At 63.1% G+C, this 23,527-nt stretch carries 26 protein-coding genes; 1 reads left to right on the forward strand and 25 read right to left on the reverse strand.

Annotated features, from left to right (window positions below; genetic code table 11):
* From XI06_RS15490 to XI06_RS15515, 6 genes are all read right to left on the reverse strand, one after another.
* Positions 1-1,905 (reverse strand): hypothetical protein (locus XI06_RS15490; protein WP_442869447.1); only part of this gene is annotated, 1,905 nt, incomplete at its 3' end.
* 158 nt (positions 1,906-2,063) lie between these two features.
* Positions 2,064-2,390 carry a hypothetical protein gene (locus XI06_RS15495; protein ID WP_271605773.1) on the reverse strand — a complete coding sequence of 109 codons (327 nt, stop codon included), beginning with the start codon at positions 2,388-2,390 and terminating at the stop codon, positions 2,064-2,066.
* Positions 2,391-2,400: 10 nt separating this feature from the next.
* Entirely contained in the window at positions 2,401-2,790 is a 390-nt protein-coding gene (locus XI06_RS15500) for a phage tail tube protein (protein ID WP_271605774.1), read from the reverse strand.
* Between the two features lie 92 nt (positions 2,791-2,882).
* Positions 2,883-4,391, reverse strand: a complete 1,509-nt coding sequence (locus XI06_RS15505; protein WP_271605775.1) for a phage tail sheath C-terminal domain-containing protein — start codon at positions 4,389-4,391, stop codon at positions 2,883-2,885.
* Positions 4,392-4,394: 3 nt separating this feature from the next.
* A complete protein-coding gene (locus tag XI06_RS15510; protein ID WP_271605776.1) occupies positions 4,395-4,670 on the reverse strand; it encodes a hypothetical protein in 276 nt (91 codons plus the stop codon).
* A 36-nt stretch (positions 4,671-4,706) separates the two neighbouring features.
* Positions 4,707-5,483 (reverse strand): hypothetical protein, encoded by a 777-nt coding sequence (locus XI06_RS15515; RefSeq protein ID WP_271605777.1) that lies wholly within the window; start codon positions 5,481-5,483, stop codon positions 4,707-4,709.
* 400 nt (positions 5,484-5,883) lie between these two features.
* On the opposite strand from XI06_RS15515, the gene XI06_RS15520 reads away from it, so the two are divergent.
* Complete coding sequence (locus XI06_RS15520) at positions 5,884-6,561, forward strand: FkbM family methyltransferase (protein ID WP_271605778.1); 678 nt, start codon at positions 5,884-5,886, stop codon at positions 6,559-6,561.
* Between the two features lie 161 nt (positions 6,562-6,722).
* On the opposite strand, the gene XI06_RS15525 is transcribed toward XI06_RS15520, so the two are convergent.
* From XI06_RS15525 to XI06_RS15615, 19 genes are all read right to left on the reverse strand, one after another.
* Complete coding sequence (locus tag XI06_RS15525) at positions 6,723-9,209, reverse strand: hypothetical protein (RefSeq protein ID WP_271605779.1); 2,487 nt, start codon at positions 9,207-9,209, stop codon at positions 6,723-6,725.
* Between the two features lie 19 nt (positions 9,210-9,228).
* Positions 9,229-9,648 (reverse strand): hypothetical protein, encoded by a 420-nt coding sequence (locus tag XI06_RS15530; protein ID WP_271605780.1) that lies wholly within the window; start codon positions 9,646-9,648, stop codon positions 9,229-9,231.
* A gap of 11 nt (positions 9,649-9,659) precedes the next feature.
* On the reverse strand, positions 9,660-10,976 hold the full coding sequence (locus XI06_RS15535; RefSeq protein WP_271605781.1) for a hypothetical protein: 1,317 nt from the start codon (positions 10,974-10,976) through the stop codon (positions 9,660-9,662).
* Between the two features lie 12 nt (positions 10,977-10,988).
* Positions 10,989-12,353, reverse strand: a complete 1,365-nt coding sequence (locus XI06_RS15540) for a hypothetical protein (RefSeq protein ID WP_271605782.1) — start codon at positions 12,351-12,353, stop codon at positions 10,989-10,991.
* Entirely contained in the window at positions 12,346-12,624 is a 279-nt protein-coding gene (locus XI06_RS15545; RefSeq protein ID WP_271605783.1) for a hypothetical protein, read from the reverse strand. Before XI06_RS15545 ends, XI06_RS15540 begins: the two co-directional genes overlap by 8 nt.
* Before the next feature lie 10 nt (positions 12,625-12,634).
* Positions 12,635-13,033: a hypothetical protein gene (locus XI06_RS15550; RefSeq protein WP_271605784.1), complete on the reverse strand. Its 399-nt coding sequence runs from the start codon at positions 13,031-13,033 to the stop codon at positions 12,635-12,637.
* A 103-nt stretch (positions 13,034-13,136) separates the two neighbouring features.
* Positions 13,137-14,177 carry a major capsid protein gene (locus XI06_RS15555; RefSeq protein WP_271605785.1) on the reverse strand — a complete coding sequence of 347 codons (1,041 nt, stop codon included), beginning with the start codon at positions 14,175-14,177 and terminating at the stop codon, positions 13,137-13,139.
* Between the two features lie 85 nt (positions 14,178-14,262).
* A complete protein-coding gene (locus tag XI06_RS15560) occupies positions 14,263-14,949 on the reverse strand; it encodes a head decoration protein (protein WP_271605786.1) in 687 nt (228 codons plus the stop codon).
* A 50-nt stretch (positions 14,950-14,999) separates the two neighbouring features.
* Entirely contained in the window at positions 15,000-15,464 is a 465-nt protein-coding gene (locus XI06_RS15565; RefSeq protein ID WP_271605787.1) for a hypothetical protein, read from the reverse strand.
* A gap of 51 nt (positions 15,465-15,515) precedes the next feature.
* Entirely contained in the window at positions 15,516-16,433 is a 918-nt protein-coding gene (locus XI06_RS15570) for a S49 family peptidase (protein WP_271605788.1), read from the reverse strand.
* Positions 16,430-18,079: a phage portal protein gene (locus XI06_RS15575; RefSeq protein WP_271605789.1), complete on the reverse strand. Its 1,650-nt coding sequence runs from the start codon at positions 18,077-18,079 to the stop codon at positions 16,430-16,432. The genes XI06_RS15570 and XI06_RS15575 overlap by 4 nt, the downstream gene beginning before the upstream one ends.
* A 1-nt stretch (position 18,080) precedes the next feature.
* On the reverse strand, positions 18,081-18,284 hold the full coding sequence (gene gpW, locus XI06_RS15580) for a gpW family head-tail joining protein (RefSeq protein WP_271605790.1): 204 nt from the start codon (positions 18,282-18,284) through the stop codon (positions 18,081-18,083).
* On the reverse strand, positions 18,281-18,472 hold the full coding sequence (locus XI06_RS15585) for a hypothetical protein (protein ID WP_271605791.1): 192 nt from the start codon (positions 18,470-18,472) through the stop codon (positions 18,281-18,283). The genes gpW and XI06_RS15585 overlap by 4 nt, the downstream gene beginning before the upstream one ends.
* Positions 18,472-18,672 (reverse strand): hypothetical protein, encoded by a 201-nt coding sequence (locus XI06_RS15590; protein ID WP_271605792.1) that lies wholly within the window; start codon positions 18,670-18,672, stop codon positions 18,472-18,474. Before XI06_RS15590 ends, XI06_RS15585 begins: the two co-directional genes overlap by 1 nt.
* Positions 18,673-20,712, reverse strand: a complete 2,040-nt coding sequence (locus XI06_RS15595; RefSeq protein WP_271605793.1) for a terminase gpA endonuclease subunit — start codon at positions 20,710-20,712, stop codon at positions 18,673-18,675. It abuts the gene before it with no gap.
* Entirely contained in the window at positions 20,681-21,364 is a 684-nt protein-coding gene (locus XI06_RS15600; RefSeq protein ID WP_271605794.1) for a hypothetical protein, read from the reverse strand. Before XI06_RS15600 ends, XI06_RS15595 begins: the two co-directional genes overlap by 32 nt.
* Before the next feature lie 105 nt (positions 21,365-21,469).
* Positions 21,470-22,024, reverse strand: coding sequence for a hypothetical protein (locus tag XI06_RS15605; RefSeq protein ID WP_271605795.1), 555 nt, complete (start codon positions 22,022-22,024; stop codon positions 21,470-21,472).
* Positions 22,024-22,215, reverse strand: coding sequence for a hypothetical protein (locus XI06_RS15610; RefSeq protein WP_271605796.1), 192 nt, complete (start codon positions 22,213-22,215; stop codon positions 22,024-22,026). The genes XI06_RS15605 and XI06_RS15610 overlap by 1 nt, the downstream gene beginning before the upstream one ends.
* A 136-nt stretch (positions 22,216-22,351) precedes the next feature.
* Positions 22,352-23,035 (reverse strand): transcription termination/antitermination NusG family protein, encoded by a 684-nt coding sequence (locus tag XI06_RS15615; protein WP_271605797.1) that lies wholly within the window; start codon positions 23,033-23,035, stop codon positions 22,352-22,354.
* Between the last annotated feature and the right edge of the window lie 492 nt (positions 23,036-23,527).

Below are 23,527 nucleotides of genomic sequence, written 5' to 3' on the forward strand. Positions count from 1 at the left end.
AGCGGCCGCACCGGCGCCCGTGGCGGCCGCACCGCCCGTGGCGACAGCACCGACCTTGCCGCTGAGCGCGGCGGCCGACAGCTCGGCGGCGGCGGTCGACAGCGCCGCCGCGGAGGTGTCCAGTGCGACAGCCGAGGCTGGCAGGCCAAAGCCGGTCATCAGGCCCGAGATCAGGCTATAGGTCGCAACGCCTCCGACCGCCGCGCCGCCGGCGAGCGCGGTACCGCCGGCCCATTTGGCGAGATCGGGATGCTCCTTGTTGAAGCCGGCGAGACTCTCGCTGAAGCTGCCGATCGCGGTGGCGAGGCCCGACATCACGCCGGCGGCGTTCTGCATCACCGGGCTGGTCAGCACGCCGGCGAAATTTGAGATCGACGTCGTCAGCGAATTCATCGCCACGAACGGATCCTGCTGATTGTTGCCGATGGCGTTGAGGCCCTGCGCCTCGCCGTAGAGCTTGGCGTGATTGGCGAAGCTCTCGCGCTGGGTGATCAACTTGGAGACGACGTCGGCGGCGCGGCCCGACGGGAACATGCGCCGGACCTGGGCGATCTGCGCATTCTGGTCGGTGATGCCGGCCTTCTCCAGCGCCGGCAGCAGCCGCTCATAAACGTAGCGGTCGGGATCGGTCTGGGCGAGATCGGCGCCCGGGATCTTGCGGCCCGGCTTCATGCCCTTGATCTCGCCGGTCTTGGTGGTCTCGAAATCGTCCTTGTTGGCAAGGCCGAGCGCGACGAACTCCTTGGCCGCCGAATGCTGGTTGCCCTGGAAGCCGCCGGTGATCTGCTTGACGAACTGGTCGAGCGAGACGCCGGTGGTGGCGCCGCCCAATTCCTGCGACAGCGACATCGCCGTGGTGTTGAGGAAGCGGTCGGACAGCGTCGAGCCGGAGGCCTTGGTGTACTTGGCGAGCTCGTACATCTGCTCCGGCGTGATGGTCTTGCCCATCACCTGCTGGGCCTTGATGAAGCTGTCGAGATAATGCTCGAACTTCTTGGGATCCTGGGCGCGACCGAGCACCTCGGCGCCCTTGACCGCGAAGCCGAGTCCCTCGGCGAGCTGGCCGGAGCGATCGAGCGCGTTCATGGCAGCGTTGGCCTTCACCGTCGGCTCGAGCAGCTGGTGCGCCTCCTCCGGATGCAGCAGCACCGAGCGCAGCTCCTTGAACCGCTCCAGCGAGGTCGCCTGCTTGACGTTGGTGTATTTCGGCATCAGCTCGGCGCTCTCGCCGATCGCGCGCTGGATGTCGGCCTCCGGAATGCCGGCGGCGCGCATCTTCACGATCTCGGACTGGATCTCCGCACCCGACCGCGCCGCCTCCTTGGTGCCGTGCAGGATCGCCGGCCCGGCAAACGGCAGGGTCGAACCGATGCCGCGGGCGGCGGCCCGGGCCGCGCGGGAGACCCGGCCAGGCTGGCGCTCCAGCGCGGAATTGGCGCGGTCGACCGCGGCGCGCAGCCGGTCCTGGTGCGCGATCGCGCCGCTGATGGGAACGCCGAGCTCGGACAGCGCCCGCCGGGCATTGAGCGCGGCATTGCGCTCGCGATCGAGCGCCTTCGAGGCCGCATCGGTCGCGGCCGCGATCCGCTTCATCTCGGCGGCGGCCGCCTTCTGGTCGACCGAGGCACCGAGGCCCTTGACCATGCTGTCAACGCGTTTGGCCTCGGCCTCGAGGTAGCGCATCTGCTTCAGCGCGGCGTCATAGCGGGTGCGCGTGCCGGAGAAGCGGTCGATCGCGGCCATCTGCTTCTGCACCGAGTCCATCGACTTGGCGAGCCGCTCGACCGCGACCGAGGACCGCGCCGATTTGGCGATGCCGTCGATCTTCTTGGCGATTTTGTCGAACACGGCGCCGGTGCGGTCCTCCGCACTGATGACCGCCTTCGCCTCGATGATCTTGGCCATAGAGCTTTATCGCCGTGTCGTGGGTTTCGGTTTCGGCCGCTTAGTCCAGGCGACCGCGCGGCTATGCCAATATTGCAGCTCGGAGATCGTGAGCTGCTGCAGATCGTGAAAGGAGTTGCGCCCGACGCCGCCGAAGGCGAGCTCGTCGGCGAGGTCTCTCAGGCCTCGCTCGAGTCCTCGCTTGCCGCCGCGTCGGGGTGGAAAAAACTGAGCAGCGCCTCCTTCATCTCCTTGGCGAGGCGCGCCTTGCCCTGGCGCAACACTTGCGGATCCTTCGGTTCGACCAGGCAGAGCTTCATGTACTGCGCGATCACCTCCGGGTTCTCGGCGGCGAATGGCACGCCGCCAACCGAGCGCGCCACGGTGTAGGGATCGCCGTGCACGAGAAACTCGTCGAAGGTCGGCTCGCGCAGCACCACCTGGTTGACCGGCCCTTCCGGCGCGATCAACGGCTTCTTCAGCGGAATCGTGATGGTCTCGCCCATAATCCAATCCCTACCCGTTCAGCGTCTTGTAGCTGTCGGCGGCAAGGCCAAGGCCGGAGACCTCGCCGCTCGAAGTGTCGTGCTGCGGGCTGCCGGTGAAGAAGCCGCCGGACAGGATGTGGGTGATGTTGGTGTCGTCCTCGACGAAGGTGATGCCGAGATTGGTGAGAAGCATGATGCTTTCATCCCAGCGCAGCGGTTCGTCATTGACGGTGACGAAGCTGTCGAAGGTGATCTCCGCCGTGCGCGCCTTGGGCGCCACGTTACGATAGACCGTGCCGTCCTGGTTGACGCCTGATGTCACCGAGATGTTGGACGGGTCGAGCGTGATGACGCCGCGCGCCGAATAGGCAATGCCGCCGATCACCGTGGAGACGCGGCCGCCGGAAGTGTGGGACATGGATGAAACTCCTCAGGAGGTTTGAGCGTGGGGTGCGCGCCGCGACGAGCCAACTGGCTCGCGCGGTCGCGATCGCGATAGGGCCTTCGGCCTTACGCGGGGAATTGCAGGAACGTCGTCGCGTTGGCGGCGAACACGCGGAACTGGTTGACGACGTCGACCGGCAGATAGGCGTTGACGCGGTCCGGATCGCTCGAGCGCTCCACCACCAGCGACTTGGCGAACAGGTTGGAGTTCTCGACCAGGCCGCCGAACTCGAGCTCGTTGTAGACGTGCACGCATTCGGCCTTGAGGATCTTGGCCGTGACGATCGCCGGGTTGGCGCTCGGGTTGTCGTCGGCGAGCGCACAGCGGCCGTATTTCTGGGTGATGCGCTGGCGCATGTAGCGGATGAAGTAGACCATCTGCAGCCGGGTCTCGATGTCGAGCCAGGTGATGTCCGGCTGCGCGTAACTGTTGAGCTGGTAGGTGGTGACGACGCGGTCGAGCATCACCGTGCCGTCGGGCGCAACCTTGAAGCCGGCGATGCCATCCTGGTACAGCGTCTGGCGCTGGGTGATGTTGAACCAGTTGACGCGGCTCGCCGGTGGCTTGATGCCGACCAGATCCAGCGTCTGCACCGGCACGCTGATGCGGTAGGCCTGGTCGACCTCGCCGCCGAGATTCTTGTCGCCGGCGATGCGCGCGCCGTAGGCCGCGGCCCAGCGCCAGGGCGGCGACGGACTTTCGGCGACGCCGAGGATCGACACGTTCGGATCGTTGCGGCCGGTGCCGAACGCGGCGAGGTTCGAGAAGGTGTCGAACATCACGGTGAGGTAGTGGCCGTAGATCTGCTGGATCGGCGACCAGCGGCCCGAGGTACCCCCGAGGAAGTCCTTGATGACGTCGAGCGAGGTGGTGTCGGCATAGGGCGAGCAGATGTAGTCGAACTCCATGTCGCCGAGCGCGGCGAGCGCCGTGCCAAGCGTCGGCGTGCCGGTGCCGGCTGTGCCGGCGGCAACCGTGAGGTACGTTTGCAGCGGCCCTTCGTCGCCAACCAGGTTGGTGAGGATCGATAGCTTTGCGGCAAGAGCGCCGGCGTTGCGCGCGGTCAGCGTCACGACGTTGGTGGTGGCTGCGGCGATCACCGGGAAGGCCAGCACCCGGCCGAACTTAACATAGCCGGCGTTGATGGCGGCCGCGAGGTTGGTGGCGACATTGGCGTTGGTGTCGGTCGGCGCCACCGCGATCGAGACCTTCTCGCCGGCGACATAGACCGAGACGGTGCCGCTGGAGCCGAGGATGCCGCTGGCGATGGTGATAGTGTTGGTCTGGGTGGCGCCGCCGGGATCGGCCAGCGGCAGCATCCAGATCTCGCCGAACGGATTGTTTTGCCGGGCCCAGATCGCCATCTCCGACAGCATCGCGCCGGTGCCCATCAGGGGCTGCGGATCGCCGGAGAGGATGACGGGCGTGTTCGCGGCCGCCGAGCCGGCGGCGGTCTTCTGCCCGATCAGCAGCGTGCGCGACGGGCCCGAATAAGGCGACTGTCCGGCGTTGACCTCCGCATAGAACAGCGGCACGCGCAGGTTCGACGGGATCTGGTTGAAAGCCACGGTCATGGGTTATTTCTCCTTGGTTGACCGCGGCGCGCGCGGGGTGAGCTGGGATTCTTCGACCGGCATGGGGCCGCTGTCGGCAACGGGCGATGCCTCCTCGATCACGGGCTCGGGCTCCTCGGCGGGAGGATCACAAACTTCGAGATCTTTGGTGATGATGAGCCGCTCGTAATAGTCGATGCGCGGCACCGTCGCGCCCTTGGCATCCATCGGCATGAAGTTGCGATCGGGCATGCGCACCCGGCCGCCCGGCTGCGGCCGGACATAGACGTACTCGGTCATGGGAAAAGGCCTCTGGGTTTTGCGCCGGTGGGCGCGCTACTGCGGCAGATCGATATTCGCCCCGACCTTGTGCGATGGATCATCCACGCCTGTCGGAGTCTTGTTGTCGAACACCGCGTCAAAGCCCTCCAGGGGCCCGGCGGAAAGCGGCGGATTGAGCGCAGCCGCAATGGCGTTGCAGACCTCGAGCTCACTGGAGCCGTCGGCAAGCGCCTTGGCGACGCTCTTCAACGGCTCCGGCAGCAGGTCGAGCCCGGTGGGCTGGGTCTTGCTGCTGTTATAGATCTCGACGCGGTCGTCAGTGACCTCGCAGGTCAGCGTCAGGAGCCGGCAGGCCAGCTTGACGCCGGTGTCGTCGGTGACCTGGCGATGGCAGTCGTGCTTGCGGATCCGCACGAATTTTCGGAACAGCACCGGCAGCGGCGCCGGGTCATAGGACAGCCGCCGCATCACCTGGAATTCCAGCAGATCGAGCGAGGCCTCGAGCCGGCGGTCGGTGTCGGGATAGCCGACAATGTAGCCGCCCCCCTCGTCCGCCGTCGCGGCGATCGCCTGCACCATGCCGAGCTCGATGACGAGCTCGATCAGCCGGTGGAACGGCGAGCCGCCATTCTGCTCGGACAGCGCCTCGCCCTCGTCGCCGTCGGTCAGCAGGATCCCGACCGGCTTGGCATCGTCGACCACGCTCTCGGGCGCGAGGTCCGAGATCCTGGAATCATAGAACCGCCCCTCCGCAATGGTCGGCCGCGCCCCGCCCGCCCCCTTCAGGGCAGCCGACACGACCAGGCGCAGCGCGGTACGGGCAAGGGTCACGGATCAAGGCCTCAGTGATGAAACAGCATCTGCCATAGGCTGGCGCAGCCGCAGACGAGCTGGCCGGCCAGCAGGAAGATCGCCCAGGCGGCGAAGAGGATGCGGATGAGCATGGGGCGCGGCTGCGGCCGTTAACTTCATGTTGTCAAGGGGCTGGGCGCGAAGAACAACGCACGGTAGTATTCGACGCCGCTTTTTTCCAAGGGGATTGGCGGTGGTGGCTACTGGGGGTAATGTTCAAAATTCATGAAACGCTCTGTATGGCTGCTCAACAACAGGACGGGCATTAGGCCTGGCCCTCTCGTAATCGAATTGGCAGATGGCCGCAGCACGACGGTAACGCTCAACTCCAATTACTTTTTTGTCACAGAAGAAGTTCCACCACCTGGATTTGCAATCTATGTCAGCCCTTTCGAAGAAGAGACTGCACCGCGCGATTAGATTTAACAGCTTCGTCGAGCGCGCCCAGCAGATTGTGCGTTTGAACAGCCGCCTTGACCTCCCCGAAATCGGCCTCTCTATCAATATAGAGAGAGGAGACGTCCTCATTGATTGCGGGGCGAACATAGGTGGTGTGACCTCCGCATTTGCGAGAACAGGCGCTCAAGTCTACTCATTTGAGCCGAACCCGCTCTGCTTCTCAGTTCTCAGGAGCCGGTTTGCAAGGACTCCAAACGTCGAACTATTTCATCAGGGCGTCATGGACCGCAACTGCACCTTGACGCTTACGGCGCCAAAAGCCCACGCGAAGTGGGACGATGTGGATGCAACGGTGTCCGGGTCCTTCCACCATGGAACGCCGGTTGAGGCGGAAACGACAGACGTGGCCTGCATCGACCTGAGCCAATTCATCCTCTCACTGAACAAAGACGTTCGCCTGCTCAAGCTCGATATCGAAGGCTCAGAGATCGAAGTACTCAACAGGCTAATCGACACAGGAGCGATCAGCCGTGTTGGGCTTGCAGTCGCGGAGACTCACGAGAAACAACATCCGGAACTGACCGAGGCAACAGATAACCTGCGAGCGAGAATTGAGGGAGCCGGTCTTGCCAGCAAGATCAGGCTTGATTGGACCTGAAGGAGCTCTTTGATGTCAGTAATCGTGTTCGCGATCTTATTGTGTTTCTGTCTCGCTTGGTGCTTCGCCATCAGGTCAGACGACGGGCGTCTTTCTGCAGCACGACGAGCCGAGATCGAGAGATTGAGGATGGAAGAACCGACATCGCATCCTCATAGACTTTAGGTGCTAACAACCAAACGGCTCTTGCCCGCATTGAACAGCCGGATCGCGTCGTACTGCGGTGTGTTCGCCTGATAGATCGTCTCAAGGACAGCCCACGCATAATCCGATGGCTGGTTTCCGACGAAGAAATAGCAAGACGGGAACGACGCGACGAAGCCGGAAGGATAACTGATCGTCGTCCCTTGTCCGCAAAACTCCCGATAGACGTTTGATAATTGTATCACGAGGTCGGGGCAGTATTTGGTAGCCTGCCGAAACTGCGCCGTCAATGTTGACCCGGAAGCGGAGGGGAAGTCAGGAGAGTATCCGCCCTCATAGCCAAACATCTTTTTGACGCCAAATCCGTTCGCCCAATTCGCCCAATTTTGGAAGAACGTGTATGCCTTCGGAATATTGAAAGAGCCGGCGCCGGTGAGGTTGGTGGCGATGTATGCTTTCTCAGTGCTGCGTCGCGTTGCAGTGTCTCCACCATAAATCGCCGCTGGAGCGCCAGCGCTCGCGTAGGTCTGCGACGTATCCACGACGTAATCGGCCCCCGATCCGCTGACGATCTTCGTGCCTACTACGATGCCGTAACCGTTGATCTCCTGTCCCGCGGAAAAGCCACTCCCGATAGAATAAGTGCTCATATGGAGCGCGGTCCCGGAGATGTACCCGGTCCCCTGAACAGATGCCCAATTTGCAATGTCGGTTGTTTCGTTGGCTGTGTTGTAGTCCGAAGGGGTGAAATATTGAGCCGTGCAGATCGCAGTGACCCAATTGTAGGCGGCCGATCCGCCAGCCCACACGCTGGAATAAGAAGCAAGGCGCGTGTTGCTACTATTGCAGCCACCGCTGGTCGATCCGTTTGCCGTCTGCACGCCGCATACTACTTCGTACTTCGTTCGATCGTTGCCGAACGCCGCACTGACAGCTTGTCCGATCTTTGAGATATGCGTGCCGTACCAATCCTCGAAATCCACGAGATTGGCAACAATGGTGCCACCCGAAGTGTACGCGCCGGCATACTGCTTATTCACGGTGATCTTGTTCGGATTGCCTCCGACGTTAACAGCCGTGACGTACGCCGTGAATAGCGTTCCGGAGCTTCCCCACCCGGAGCCCATGCCGCCAAAGTTGTTGCCGTTGACGAGGCCACCAACCTGAACTGCAGGAGCGGCAGAGAAGATTATATCCGTCTTGGCGGCATCACTTCCATTCACCGCAACAGCGGTGACGTTATAGGTCGTCGCGCTCTGCACCCCCGAAGGCCACGGCGCGCCATTGATGATGCCCTGCTTTGCGCTGGCGTATCCGTTCGCGTGGAAGCTAGCAAAGCCGTTGAATATTTCGTTCTGCCCCTCAAAAAAGGGCTTCATCCAAGGCACGTTGTTCGTGCTGATCCAATCGCGAGCATAAGCTGCGAGGTTCGGGCAGAAGTCGTTCAGGTCATCCGACAAGAACGGAATGTTTAACCAGGGATGCGTGCCCGTCTCAGCACACAGTCGCAGCATTACGTCAAACGGTGCACCATTGACGAAACCAGGATAGTTGTTCCCGAAAGCTGCGTCGCCTCCGTACTTGATCCAAGCATTAAGACCTGCATCGTAAACGAGCGTCGCCCAACTATTGGAGGCATTGCCTACAATCAGCGAGTTGCCGCCGCTCGATAGCGGAACGCTGTTGTGAGAGATTATGTTGATGTCGCCGGTGGAATTGACATTGAGAGTGCAGGCGCCGGCTTGGCTGCGGTCGAAATAGACTTGGACGATTGCTTTGTCGACGAGCGTGAAGCCGGGAAACGCCAGCGTGAACGCCGTTCCGGTTCCTCCAGTCGTTAGCCCCGAGGGTGATTGGAACGCCGCTCGCCACTCAGGCAACACCCACGACCAGTACGAAGTAGGTTTGCGATCCGACCACTTCGTGATGCGACATATATTGGTGTATGTCCAATCCATGAAGCGGATAACGCCGACCCCGAGGTCGGCAATCCTGTTCTTGAATTGCGTCTGGAAGATCTTCCCAGCATCAAGGTCCGCTTCGTCGTCTGCGTGGCAAACACGAATATTTCTAATGTGGTCTGGCGACGCGCTTAAGGACGAGATCGTCACAAACAGTGTCCGCGTAAAGTTCGCATCAGGGGTCGGGTCGAAAGTGATACGACCACCCCCGGTACCGGAAGTTAGGCTACCTCCCGTGACGGTTCCCCCCGGCGCGATAAACGTACCTGCGCCGTCCCACTTCATGACGTAGTGGTTGGAGCGCGAAGCCGAGGAAGGTATTTTGATAGACGTATAGTAGCCCGCTGAACCGCCAGTCACACCAGTCGGCTGTCCGTTAGCATCACGAAGCGTGGGATCGACGATCCAGTTCGCCTTCGTGCCAGTGCGATTTGACCAGTCAGTAGAGCAAGCCCTCATATAGTCGATAAAAGGAAACTGCGCGGCCGTCGTGTTGAGGCCGAGTTGCGTCTTGCCGCCGTTATGTTGAGTTGCGAAGGGCATCGCGGATACCGAAATCGGATTATGCGATCGTAAGAACGCCGTTCGTCGCGTCAAAGCTAACGGTGAACGTATCGCCGTTTGCTAATGAAATGCTGCTGCCGTAGTCCCACCAACCGATCAGCTCGTGGCCGGTTGCCGTCGCGTCAATCAAGACAACGTAGCGGAACGGTCCTACCGCACCCGTTGCCGTCAGCGTCACGTTGACGCAAACTAGCTTTTCGGTGCCGGATGAGTTCGATAATGTCGGCGTAGTCGCCAAGCCTCCTGTCGTGTAGCCGTTTCCGTTCGCGACCTCGCTCGTCAGATCGGTGTAGGCGACGTTTGTCGCAACCGGAGCGGCATTGGTGAACACGACTTTCATTGTGTCGGAGCTGAGGTTGAGCAATTTTTTGCTCAGCGCGTCGACCGTCGAGTTGAATTTGTTGAATGGCGCTGTCATGCGTCAGTCCTCTAGGTGAGAGAAGCGAACAGCTGTCGCATATTGTTGGTGGCTGTGCCTGAGTTTGAGATCACAGTGGCACTGCCACCTACTTCCAACTCATAGCCATTCGAGGATGGGTGGAGGCCATCGCTGCCGACGGCATAAAGCGCCGTTCCGTTGGTAAACCACTTCCAGTAGTCACCAGAGCCACCACCGTCGCGCATCCCCAGGGGATCGACCCACGTGAAGTCCGACGCAACCAGCGCCTGCATTGCCGTGTTGAATGTCGCCATCCCGCCGCCCGGTCCATAGCCTGATGCATAGGTCTGACCGCCCGCCGTTGTGAAGGAGTCCGATGACGTATCTGATGGCGTGATGCTGATGCGATAAATACCGACGATGCCACCCGCTCGCATCTGAGCATGGATAGCCGTCGAAAAGCTCACCGTTGGATTGTTGGCGCCATACGCTTCAATCCCGTACTTCGCGTACTTCAAATAGGCGAGGATCTTGGCTGGTGTGCCATTGGCCCAATCCGATCCGATGCCGCCCGGGCACGCAAAGTTGAGGCATGCGAGTACGTTGACCGACGATCCAATGCCCCGAGGGAACATGGCTCGCGTATAGCCGGAGGCCGCCATGCTGTTGCCGGTGTTGTCCTGAAAACCGGCCATGATGCTGTCCCCGGCCATAAAGAAGGTGGCGAAGCGACCGGGCTGCACGAAATTTCCGAGGACGATAGGCGTATAGAAGTTGGTCTGATGCACAGCGTCGGTGCCGTCAACACCGCTGTTGATCATGCTGTATGTGATCGGACCCGTAGCATCCACGCCATTCGTCACGCTGACCTTGTTTGGGTCGAACAGGACTGCTGGTATGGTGTCCGATGAATGCCTGTAAGAATTCTGCGGAAACTGATCGGTGGCCGGGGTGCTAAAGCTAAGCTGGCAGCGAATGTAGCCTATCGACCCCTGCGTAAACGCGCTAAGGCCAAACGCAGATGCTGAAAGTGGATCGGCCTGAATGTCGGTGTCGCCAGCATTGATCGCCTTGTTGCGCAAGCCGCCGAAAGTCACGTTCTGGTGGGCGCCGTTGTATTCTATCGCGCACGAATCGATGACGAAGCCATTGCCGAGCGCCGTGACGCCGACATTCTTCTGCAAATACCAGGCGAGATTGCTGAGCGTTATCGAGCTGACGTCGCCACCCCCGATCAAAAACGGATGGCGGAATAGCAGCTTAGTCGTGGTTGCCGAGCCGATGGCGGCGCTGGCGACGGTCGATGGACCATAGTTGATTGCCGAGACGGTCTGAAGGTTATGGGCGCTGTTGGGGGCGAAACGCATCGATCCAGTCATTTACCACCCACTGCTGCCGTAGCCGTAAGGGCCGTGCTGGTTGGCGTAGAGGTTGTTGCGATCGGTCGCTGTCGAGGTCACCGTCCACATCCCGACTTCCGCCACGTGCCCCATGAACTGAAGTGAACCGGCGCGCAGCAGGCGCATATTGGTGCTAGCCCATGTTTGCGTACCCATGCTGAGCCCGGCCGTGTCCGAGCCGCCGACGTTAAGTGCTGAAGATGTCGTATTGACCAGCGCTTGAAGCGCGTACCAAGCGTTGTCAGTAGCCGCCTTCGTAACCTGCGCGCCGGCTGACGCCATAGCAAGGTTTGCACCGGTGCCGCAGCCAGCGAACGTCGCGCCGTTTGCCGCACCGATGGAGCCGCCATTTGCCGTTCCGGACGTGCGCTTCTGGACAGCCGAATAGGTCATCGGCTGCGAAATGCTGAACGTCGAAGCCGTCTGCAAGTAGCAGGTAGTGCCGGATGTGCCGTCGAGCACTGGTAGCGTCCCGAGCGGCGTCGCGCTCAGCACGAGGCGCGGCATATTGGCGAGCGTCGCTTGCACCACATCACGGCCATTGCCGGATTGGTCATAGAGCTTTTTGACGCAAACCGATGTGACCGAATGCGCGGAGATCCACGCATTGAGCGATGCCACGTCAACGAATCCGGTCGATAGAATGTTGATCGTAATCTGGTTGGCGCCCGCTTGGTCGACCACGTCCATCACGGGGCCAAGCCCCGCCGCATAAGCAGAGCTGTACGCTCGCGCCGGGCTGTACCAAGCCCACGCCGAACTGAACACGTCACCCGGACCGTTGTAAGCGGCTGCGACCTTTGACAGCGTGGCCGGGAATCCTGTGACGTTGAATATGCCAGGCGCGACGGCCAAAACGCGATCGACCCCCGTCACCATCGGCGTGCCAGTTATCACAAAGGCTCCAGTACCTGCTTGCAGAGTCAGATTCTGAGCCGCCGCGATGGTGAACGGCTGCACATTCGAATAGCCACTATAGTTCGGAGGTGAATGCGCGAACTTGCAACGCGCCTCCCAATTGCCGCTCGCCAGTGCACCAATGCCTAAAGAGACCTGAATGCCGCTGATTTCGCCGCTCAGAACAGTATGATGCACGACCGTTGGAGACGACCACCCAGCCCCGGGAGTCTGATATTCAAACTGGAGATCATCCCCGCCGCCGACTGCGAACGCAGCATCGATATCGAAGATCGGACGGGCTTGAGATGAATTCCAGGATGGATCCATCGCAAGCACAGGCGCAGCCGGACCACCGCTGCCTGTCGTTTCAAGGGTGGCAGCCGGCAGCGCCAGCATCAACGGCTGCGTCAGCGGCAATGTGATCGGCTGGCCGACGCTAGCCACTGAATACACCGCAGGAATCGCTGCCGGCCGTGCGGCTGAAGCGATAGGTGCCAGCCGCAACGATCATCAGCGCCGGCGTACGATAGGTCAGGCCGTCGACTTGCCGATATTGTCCGGCGTCATCCTTCAGGAGGATGTTGACCTGCGCCGCACTGCCCAACACTTGACCTGCCGATACCTTCAAACACACGGTCAGAGGTGCCCCCGCCGCAACGACCTGGTCCGCAGAATTGGCCGCGCCAGTCCCGATCGCAAGGATTTCACTCGGCATCTCGAGCTCCTCAGCGCTTGCGCGCGGTCAGATGAAAGATCGTGCGCTTGACGCCGTCGGGCATCGGGCGCGAGATTTCGAACACTTCGCCGGTCTTCTGGCGCGTGCAGCGGTCGCCGGTGACAACAGCCCATTGCAGATTGGCGTTGTCGATCGAGACCAGCGGCTGCGAGGCCACTGTCTTCTGCACGTGGTCGTCGGCGATCGACCCGCGGGCATGCGGATAGAGCGCCGACGTCACGGCGACATAGGCTCCGATCGCATCGAACGCCGGCCGATCGGGATCCGCGATGCGCGCGGCGTCGACGTCGTCGCCGGTCTTCATGCCGACGAAGGTGAATGGCTCGCCGAACACGCTGTCGACCGCCGCGGAGGTCTGCGCGGCGGCAAGCTCGAAGGGAGTAGACATCGATCGGGAGCCTCAAAAGACATGCGCGGCCTTCATGCCACCGGCGCCGCGCGAGTACCGGCCGAATCCCCTCTCCTGTCCGGGTCAGCGAGAGGGTGACAGCTCAGTTGCTCGTCTTGACCTCGACCAGCGCCTCGGGCCGCTTGCACAGCGCAAGGCAGTTCGACTGCGACTTCAGCTCGACGCCCTCGCCGTGGTCGAGGATCTTCGGGCTCACCCAGATGTCCTGGCCGGGCTGGTTGACGACGCGGATATCGTCGGCCGGCGCGTTCCAGGTCTCGAACATGTTCTGGGTGCCGGCCGGATAGGCATAGCCGTAGTTGGCCGGCACGAACGGCGTCGAAACCGGCGGCTTGCCGACCGGTGCGACGCCGTAATATTCGCGCCAGAGGATCTGCTGAAACTCGAACACGCGGCCGAGCTGTCCGCCCGCCAGGTCATATTTGGCGCGTGCGAGCTCGCTCGCCGCGTTCCAGTTGAGCCAGAATTTCTCGACCTTGGGATGCTGCACGAACTTGTTGAAGAAGTTGGTGTCGACGATGACCTCCGGCCGGGTCATGGTCTCGCCCTTCAGGTTGGTGGCGATCGACTGGCGCAGCTGCTGGCACAGCGAGATGATGTCCGTGGTGGTTGTGCCGAGCGTGAAGTCGATGGTGTTCTTGGTGATGCCGAAGAAAGCGTAGAGATCGAGCAGCGTGTCGCCGTTGCCGTCGGTGATCAGGCCCTTCAGCGCGCCCATCCGGATCCATTCCAGGGTGATGGAATGCTTGTTGCGGATGGTGAAGAGGCGCTTGGCCATCTCATCGTCAAGCGTGCGCGGCGTCTTCGACTGCGCGACGATGGTCAGCATGTTCTGCAGGTCGCGCGGCGTGATCAGGTCCTCCATCGGGAAGTGAGGCACCTCGACCCAGAACGACTTGCGCGGCAGGCGATCGTTCGAGGTGCCGGGCGCGCCCCGCTCCTTGGCGGCGAGCACGCGGATGGTGCCGTCCTCAATCGTGACCTCGACAATAGTCGAGATCGAGCCCGAGGTCGGGAACAGGCCGAGCGCGTTGAGCAGTCCGTAATTGTTGGGAATGCGGTTCACCGCGTTCGAGAGCTGAATCGCGGTGAACGGAAAATTGACGGTGTCAAGTTCGGACATTGCCGGTGATCCTCATGAGAGAATGCCGCCGGCAATGCCGGGGCTTAGGTTGACGGGAAGAAGCGAATTTCCGCGAAACCGAGCGTCAGCTCGGTCGCTGCACGATCATGTTGGTGAGCGCCTGGGCGAGCGCTGCGGCCTGCTGGCCCGCGGTCGCGCCGGCTGGCCAGATCAGGTAGTTCGGATCGATGCAGGCCAGGCGGCGGAGCACGAGGATATTCTGGTCGGAACCGCCGTTCGCAGCGATCTTCTTCTGCAGCGCGATGCCGAAGAAGTTCTGGCTGCCATCGGTCGCGGCGAAGTTGATCGGCACCACCTTGACGGTCGAGACGGCCGCAGCCGTCACCGTGATGTCGGCGGCGTCGCCGGCCACGGCGGCCGTGCCGCCGGCGGTGATGGTGAACTTGAGCTGGTTGGTGAAGGCGACGCCCGTCGTGCCTTCGCCGAGCTCGGTGCCGTTGGGATCCTCGACCCGGAACCGGGTCGCGGTCAGGAAGGTGACGGTGTAGACGCCGGTCGGTGAGCCAGGCGCCACCGCCGGGTTGGCGAAGGCGTTGGTGAAGTTGCCGGTGTTGCCGGCGCGCGCGGCATAGGCCGCGCTGAGCGCGCCGACCGTGATGGCGCCGAGCACCGTGCCGACATCGGCGACGTTGTCTGAGCCGGAGCCGGCCTGCAGGATCTCCTGCGCCTTGGAGATGAAATCGTCGACGACGTACTTGAGCACATTGGTTTCAATGCGCGGCTCGGTCAGCGAGAGGGTCTTGAGGACCATGGATGGATTCCTTGTGGATCAGAGGGTTGAGGTGAAGCCGGCAGAAATCTTCAGGCGACGCGCTTGGCGCGATCGGCGATCAGCCGGTCGACCGCGCTGGCGAGCCCCTCGCCAGGCTTCTGGGTTTCCGCGCTGGCGGACTCGACCTTCGGATCCGGCACCTGGCCGTCGAGGCGCGATGTCTTGACCTCGGCCGCTTTCGGCGCCTTGGCCAGCATCGCGGTCGCGGCCTCCGCGCTCATGTCGGTCTCGAAGGCGAGATGGTGCGCGAGGTCCTCGCGGCCCTTGGCGTCGGCATGGCCGAGGATCAACTTGGCGCGGCTGCGCTCCTTGCCGATCGCGTCCAGCGCAATCTTGCCGGCATCATTGCCGGCCTTGATCACGCCGGCCTTCTCGCCCTCGGCGAGCGCCGCATTGATCGCGCTGTCGAGGGCGGCCCGCGGCACTGCATCCTTCGATTCCGCACTCAGACCGATCGCCGCAAGCACGGCGGCAATTCCAGAAAGTCCTGACATCTTCAGGCTCCTTGTTGTGGCTCGCCGTCGCGAGACCGTTGGTGATGACGATCAGCCGATCAGCGAGACGAACTGGCTGAAGGCTTCCGAAGGCCGCGCGACGCCATCGGCGAGACCCGCCTTGACCGCGGCCTCGCCGTAGAAAACGTCCGCCTCGGTCGCGAGCGCGGCGGCCTTGGACAGGCGCGGCCCGCGGAACTGGCCGACCATGGCCGCGAACTCGTCACGCATGGCATCGACACGGTTCTGAATCTTCGCCGCGACGTCAGGCGGAAGCTCGCCGAAGGGATGACCATCGGCCTTGTGCTTGCCGGAATGGATCACCGTCACCTTGGTGCCGGCGCGTTCGAGCCGCTTGGAATGATCGAGGTGCATGGTGACGACGCCGATCGAGCCGACGCCACCGGCACTGCCAAGCACGATTTGGCGCGCAGCCGAGGCCAGCGCGTAGCCGGCCGAATAGGCGAAGTCATTGACGATCGCGAGCGTCGGCTTCTCGCGGCTGAGTTCGGCGATCATGTGCGCTGTGTCGAACAGGCCGGCGCCCTCGCCGCCGAAGGTGTCGACCTCAAACAAAGCGCCGCGCACCGAGGCATCGCGGCGCGCCGCACTGATCTGGGCCTGCAGTCCCTCATATGAGGTCTCGCCCGAGGACTGCCCGAGGAAGGCGCCCTTGTGAATCAGCGTGCCTTCGATCGGGATGATCGCGGTGCCGCCGACCTGATCAAACATGCGGCCACCGTCGCGCGCCCGCGCCCGGCCCAGGCGATCGCCGAGCCGGCCGAGCTGCTCGGAGGGCCGGCCCGCCGCGAACGCGCTGTGCTCGATTGCCGCGATGTCGCCGAGCTCGACACCGCCCTCGACGATGCGGCCGCCGAGGCCGGCCAGAATCGCCGCCAGCTTGCCGGCGTCGATCATCAGCGGCGTGTTGAACATGCGCGAGGCGATATGCGGCATCAGCAAGGTCATGCGTTCGCCTTCCTGTCCTGCTTCTGCTCGTTGGGATCTTCGTCATTGCCCACGTCGGACGGATCCGGCTGGATGCCGCTGCCGGCGGAGATGGTGCGCGTCAGGCTGCGCTCCTTCAGCATCTCCTCCTCGTTCGCGATCTGGTCGAGGGTGTCCTCAAGATCGCGGCCGAGGTCGGCGCATTCGTCTTCCAGCGTCGAGATCATCGCGCCCATGCGCAGGCTCGCGCCTTGCGCTTCCTTGACCGGGTCGACATAGCCGCGGCCAGGGCCAATCCAGCGCGCGCGCAAATAGGCGCCCGGCACGTCCCAGAAATCGGGGCAGCCCGCCGGCGGCTTGATATAGCCGCGGTCGAACGCCTCCTCGAGCTGGCAATAGTGAATCGGCAGCACGACCTGGTCGACGAAGGCGGCAAACAGCATCTGGATGTGCCGCCACACCTCGTTGAGCGCGGCGCGCGCGCTGGAATAGTTGATGCTCTCCCAATCGCCGGAGAGCTGCTGGTAGGAGATGCCGAGCGCCGCCGCGATCGACTGCAGGAACGCCTTCTGGAAGTCGGGGAACGCCGTGGTCTGCCGCGGCGAGGAATTGATCTGGATCTCGTCGCCGATCGGCATCACCGGGATGCGCACGCCGCCAATCCGAGCCGGATTCTCGGCCCAGTAGTTCAGCCGCTTGCCCTCCAGCGTCGACACCGTCTGCGGCGTGAACGCGGCGGTGGCCTCGCCGACCGGAAGCGACGACTTCACGAAGGCGGCGAACAGGGCGTTCACAGTCGCCGATGCGAGCTCGGTGTCGGAGAACTTGCCGACCATGTGCAGCCGCTTCACCAGCGCCGCGAACGGCGTCATGGCGCGGGCCTGATCCTCGCGCTCGGGCTCGAAGCCGTGGACGAACACGGGCCGGCCGCTTGCCGTGCGCGCCGGAATCCGGGTCCAGGTCAGCGGCGGCGGCACGATGTACCAGTCGGCGGGATGACCGTTGCGCAAATGATAACCGAGCGGCACGCCGTCGTCGTCGAACTCGATGCCGCCGCGCAAATGTTGCGTGGTCGGCTGGCTGTAGGGGTTCGACAGCCGGTCGGGATCGACGGCGCGAACGCAGGTGGCATAGCGGCCACCGCGCGCCGGCTTCCACTTCATCACCGCCGTGGTCTCGTTCAGCGTCGCGAAGGTGCGCGCCAAAAGGCGGAAGATGCCGTTGATCGACAGCCGCTGCTGCGCGTCGCAGCGCCGCTGCGGATCGTTGCCGAACTGGTACCATTCGGACTCGATCGCGCCGGAGAGATCGCGCAGGATCTTGCGATGGCCCTTGTCGGTGGCGTCCAGGCCGAGCGCGCGGGCATCCGGCTTGCTCGACAGCGTCAGCTTGGCGCCGACCAGCATCTCGACCAGGCGCGCGACGCCCGAGGCCGCGGTCGGATCGTTCCGCACCACGTCGCGGGTGCGCGCCACCGACAGGTTGCGATAGGGCAGCACCGCGGAATCGGCCGAGGTCGGCGGCGGCGCCCAGGCCGCGAACTCCTGCCCGCGGTAACTGCCGGCGCGATAGGCCGGCTCGGGCACGTCGCCAGAGCCCGACCGGATCGCAGCAATGCGCTCCGCCGAGACTGGCCGACCGGCATCGTCGTAGATGGCGAGGGTCATCTCAGAACACAAATCCCATGGCGCCGCGGAACGGCTGGCCGGCGATGCGCGCCTCGAGCTCGGCGATGTAGGCGCGCAGCCGGTCGGCATTGGCGACCGAGAACTTGGTGCGCTGGCCTTGCCATTCGCACTCGACGACAGCGACGCCCATCATCAGCTGATGCAGCGCCGCCTTGGCCTGGTCGAGCATCTCCTGGTCGGTCATTCATAGGCCTCGATCGAGACAAGTGCGCCGGCGGCGTCAAAGTACAGGCAGGACACGAAGCCGACATAACCACGTTCGATCACGAGCTCGGTGCAGCCCGCGTGCTGCAAATCGGCGTCGACAATGCTCCGTTCGAACGCAATCTTGGCGCGTTCCAACATGGCAAGCATGAACTCGAGGTCGGTCATCAGTTGGATCTGCTCGCAAAGAAATCGCGGATCGTCTGGCGATCACGCGACAGCAACGCTGCGTCGAGATCATCGACGACCTTCCCAAACGTCATCCCTCCGGCCCGAGCGAGCTGTCGCATAAGAGCGTCGCCGTACAGTTCGACCTCCCGATATTCTTGAAGGAGATCCAACCTGGTCCTGATTGCGTCGATCGACATTCAAATGCCTCGGTTCATCTCGGCGAGCCGCGCCCACGGATCATCGGCCTTCGGCGTCTCGATCGGCATCTCGCCCGTCACCATGTCGGCGCCGCGCTGGAAGGCGCGTGGTGAGAACAGATCCGGCTTGCGCAGATCTTCCGGGATGCCACGCTCAGAGGCGAGCAGCGCCCAATCGTCGGCAGTGAAGCTGGCGAAATACGCGTCCAGCGCCGCCATGTTGTAGATCCGGCAATCGAGGTAGTGGTTGTCGAGGCCTTTGGCCCGCACGTCCCACACCTGTTGCTTGCGGATCTTCGCCGACTTGCCGCCCTTCTTCTGCTCGACCAGGTGCTCGCTGGTGATCTGCTTGAAGTAGGCCTCGTCCTGGAACTGGCCGAAATGGCAATAGCCGACCGGATAAACCAGCGCCGAGCCGTCGGCCTTCGCGGTCAGGCTCACATAGGCATAGAACGTGCTCTTCAGCGGCCAGGTGCCGACGAAGCGCACGGTGGCGCCGCCCTTGATGGTCTTGCCGCGGTAGTCGATGTCCTGCGGCGTCGCCGCCGACAGCGGCGGGCGCCCCCAGCCGTCGCGGCCGATCACGGCTTGCGTGCCCGGATGCATCCGCGTCCAGGTCTTGACCGCGCCGGTGTTGTAGTTGGCGTCGATCACGAAGGTGTCGGGGCGGCGCATGTTGTCGTACGCGTCCGGCCAGGAGCGATGATAGAGCTTGGTCAGCTCCAGGAACGCGCCATCATCGTGATCGGTCGTCGTTCCCGGCAGGAAGTCCGCGTCGATCACCCAGCTTTCGCGGTTCGGCGCGACCGCGAGCACCTCGTAATAGATCCCGGTCTTCTGCACGTCGGCCGCGATCGCCAGCAGCAGCGCCGGCGGCGGCACGTGGCCGCGGCGGTAATCCTCGCGGCGCTCGAACAGCCGCATGTGGTCCGGCGCGTCGCCGCGGAAGCGGTAGGCCCGGCCCATCTTCAGGGTCGAGAAATCCTTTTTCGCGGTCTCGCTTTTGCGCGAGCCGAGATAGTCTTCCGCGATCGCCTCGTAGCTCATCATCAGCGAGATGAAGGCGTCGATGTGGAAGCTCGGCTGCCGCGCGAACTCGTCGGCGATCTCCGGCACCCAGAGGCCGGACCGAACCGCATCAAGGCGCTCGCTCTCGCTGACGCTGTGGCCGCAATCGCACAGATAGACCGAGCGTTGCGGGTGCTTTTCGTCGATCTGGAAGCGCTCGAACCGGTGCACGAAGAATTTTCGGCACTCCGGACAGAGGCAATTCCAGTAGCGCTGGTCGCCGCGCTCGAATTTCAGCGTGATGCGGCAATGGCCCTCGGTATCGCCTGAGGAATCGCCGGTGTCGACCTCGGGCGTCGAGATGTTCAGGATCTTGAAGTTCTTGCGCCGGCGGAACGCGGTGAAGCGCCCCTTGAACAGCGTGTCCGGATCGCCGAAGCCCGGAATGTTCTGCCACTTCGAAAACTCGTCGCGCACGCCCTTCTTCGCGGTCTTGCCGCTCATGTCCATCACGGAATGCGCGTTGGCGAGCCACAGCCGGCCGCCGGCAAACACCTTCTCGAAGGTCGTCGAGCCCGCGACGTTGCGCGCCAAGGGATAAATCACCGGCGGCTTGTTGCTGCCGATGCCATCGCGCCTGGTGTGCTTCTGCCAGGCCTCGATCATCGGCTGCAGTTTTGCGTTGTTCAGGTCACGCAAAAACTCGATGCCGGGCGTGGCGTAGAGCGTGTTGGCCGGCTCGCAGTCGGCGATGTAGAGGCACCAGGCCAAACCGAGGATCGAGGCACCCGACTGCTCGCTCTTGCGGATGCTCACCTCCGTGCAGGGGTGATCATCGCTCAGGCAACGCGCAATCTCGACCAGGTACGGCGCGCCGGCGGCACTCCACAGCTCGCCGGCATTGGGCCCGTCGACCAGCTTGACGTTCTTCGGCAGCCAGTCGGCGAAGGAGATCTCTTCGCGGGGCGACAACGCCCCGTCAAACACCGACGCCAGCCGATCATACGCCGTCTGCAGGAACTGGATCGTCATCGGCCAGTATCATCTCGGCCTGGATCGGGACGGCGCCGGCGGCGGCTTGCGCGCGGGCCCGGGCGGTCATCGCCATGTCCTTCATCGCGCGCACGATCGCTTCCCGATTGGCGCGGCAGATGCGCTTCAGCGCCGCGCGCATGCCGTTCTCGCCCTCCTTCACCGCGATCGCGGTCAATTCCGAGTCCCGCGCCATCAGGCCGTCGACGACGTCGGCGATGCGACCGGCGGCATCCTCGGCGACCGCATCGAATTCGGCGACCGGCAGCAGATTGCCGCGGGCGCGTTCCAGCTCGATGAACTTCAGGTCGGCCGAATAGGCCTTGTCGCGGGCCTGCTCGTCGCGGTACCGGCCGCTATCTGCGTTCGGCGCAGTCGTTGCGGCCGGAGAGCGCCCCGCAATGGCGGCTTTGGTCGCAGCGCCGAGCTCCCGCGCGCCGTCCCCAACCTCCCCGACCGCAAGATCGTACTGCGCCAGGTTAACGAGCTTGGTCCTGCCCTTCCCCGCCCTCACCGTCAGCCGCCCAGCATCAACCAGCCGGCTAACTTTCTCGGAAATCGACTGCTTCTTGACGCCCTTCAGCCCCGCCAGCTCCGAGATGCTGACCCAGAGCCCCGTGTCCGGCGCGTCAGGGCGTGTGTCAGGGGTCATGTGTCAGCCGTGTCAGGCGTGTCAGGTCAGTTTCAAACCCCGTCCAACTGGCGAACCCCCGGGCCCATTTCGGGCCGCGGTGGAGGGGTGGCTGGGAAGGACCCGCTAGCCGAGGACGCGATAGAGCTCATGGGCAATACGTCCCGGGAGATCCCGGTCGATGACCGCGAAGAAGGCGGCTTCGGACTGCCCCTTCACCATCTCCTCGGGGATGAACAGGCCGGAGCGGATGGTCTCGAGCGGATGGCGGCTCTTGCCGACGCGCTTGAGCACGGCGCCGCCGAGATTGAGCGGCTTGCGATTGGGGAAACGGCCGCCCTTCATGAACGTCCCCGGATAGATACGGCGGCTGTTCCAGGGCGCAGCCGACACACCCTTGCGTGTCTCGCGCGCCGCGAAGAACTTCAGCCTGATATCGCCGCCCTTGCTGCGGATCACATAGGCGCCGGCGCCGAAGGCCCTCGTGCTCTTGAGCGCGCGCACCAGCGTGCGGCGCTTCAGCCCGGTCTGACCGACCAGGACGCTCCGCATCTGCGTCAACGCCTTGTCGCCGGTGTGGTTGATGGCGCGGTTGAGCACAAACGGCATCTTGTCGCCGGCGGCATGCAGCGCGTTGCTGATGTTCTTCAGGCTCGACAGATCGTAGTTGATCGACAGCATCAGCGCCTCGTCATCCGCGCCGCAGCCGCGGCCACCTTGGCCCGAAACAGGCTCGAGGCATCCTCGACCGTCGACGTCACCACGAAGCGCGCCTGCTCAGCAGCCTGCTCGGCATCGCCGCGCACGACAGCGCGCACGCCGTGCACGATGGCGATCCGTCGTTCGTTGCAGCGGCAGCCCATACCCTGCAAATGCGAAAGCCCTCCGCGAGGACGCGAAGGGCTTTTCCTATGCAGTAGCACGCCGCCGTGGCTGAGAGCGTGGCTGATGCCGGGGCTTGATCGGGGCTGCTTACCGGTTCCGCCGGCTTAGCCTTGGCTCCGAGGCCTATACCTTTTCGATCTGGGCCGCCGGAAGATTGATCCGCGACGACCGACCGAACAGGCTCATTAGAAGTCCCACCCTCACCGATTCGTCAAGCTGGTCGAGCGTAAGATCACCAAGCTTCGCTTCGGACAGGCCCGACAGATCCTCGACGACCGCGCTAAACCCTGCAAACGGCCCGTCCGCGATGCGCACGGTCTCCCCGATCTCGAAGGCGAAGTCGGCGAGCTTCTCGGTCGACGGCACGGCGCCATCGATTTCACGCGCGCGAATGCTTTCGATCATCTCCGTCTTCACCTCGACCGGACGGCCGCCGGCGCAGACGAGCCCGGTGATGCGCACCATCTTGAACACTTCGCGCCAGCGATCGTCATCCTCCGGAAACGTCAGGAAGATGTAGCCGGGGAAGAACGGCTCGACCTTTTCGCGCGTCGGCCGCAGCGCGTTGCGGCGCTGCGAATGCGACAGCTTGTTGCGCGGCACGAAAACGAGGCTGCGCACCAACGGCTGATAGATCTCGACCTGCATCTTTTCGAGCAGCCGCATGTCGCTCTTGTAGAGCCGATCCGGTACCTGCATCAGGCGCCAGCGCTGTTTCTGATCCTTGGTCCGACGCTTGCCGACATACTCCACAAAGCCCGCAAAATCGCCGATGGCGAGCAGCACTGGCTCTTTCGGTTCGTTCATCGTGATGCTCCAACATCTCGTTTTGCAGCCGATTTGTTGGCCGTCCCCCGCTGGTCAGCGGGGCTTCGAAAAACTGTACCCGGCGGGAACAGTTTCTCAGGACCGATATCGAAAGCTTGCCTAAGGCCTCAATAACGATCCCAAAACCTATCCAGTTATCTCTTGCGAGGGTTTGCGAGGGTTTTGCGAGAGTCTGGAGAGGGTTTAATATTTGAGTTTCTGAAATGATCTCCGATGGTTGGAAGGAAGATGCGAGGGTTGCGAGGGTTTGCCTCGTATGAAGCCTGAATTTTGTCTGGCTGTTTTCAGCGCCCCTCCGCCCTGCATGCTGCGCGTCCGCTCCCTCCTCGCACGTGTATGCGCGCGCGAGACCCTCGCAACCCTCGCAACACAAACGCATGCCGTTGAACGCCAACAACAATTCGGCGCGCGAGGGTTTTTGACCAACCCTCGCCAAACCCTCGCGCACACGCGAACCCTCGGTGTCCGTTC

The organism is Bradyrhizobium sp. CCBAU 11434 (assembly GCF_028128895.1).
Lineage (GTDB): Bacteria > Pseudomonadota > Alphaproteobacteria > Rhizobiales > Xanthobacteraceae > Bradyrhizobium > Bradyrhizobium zhengyangense.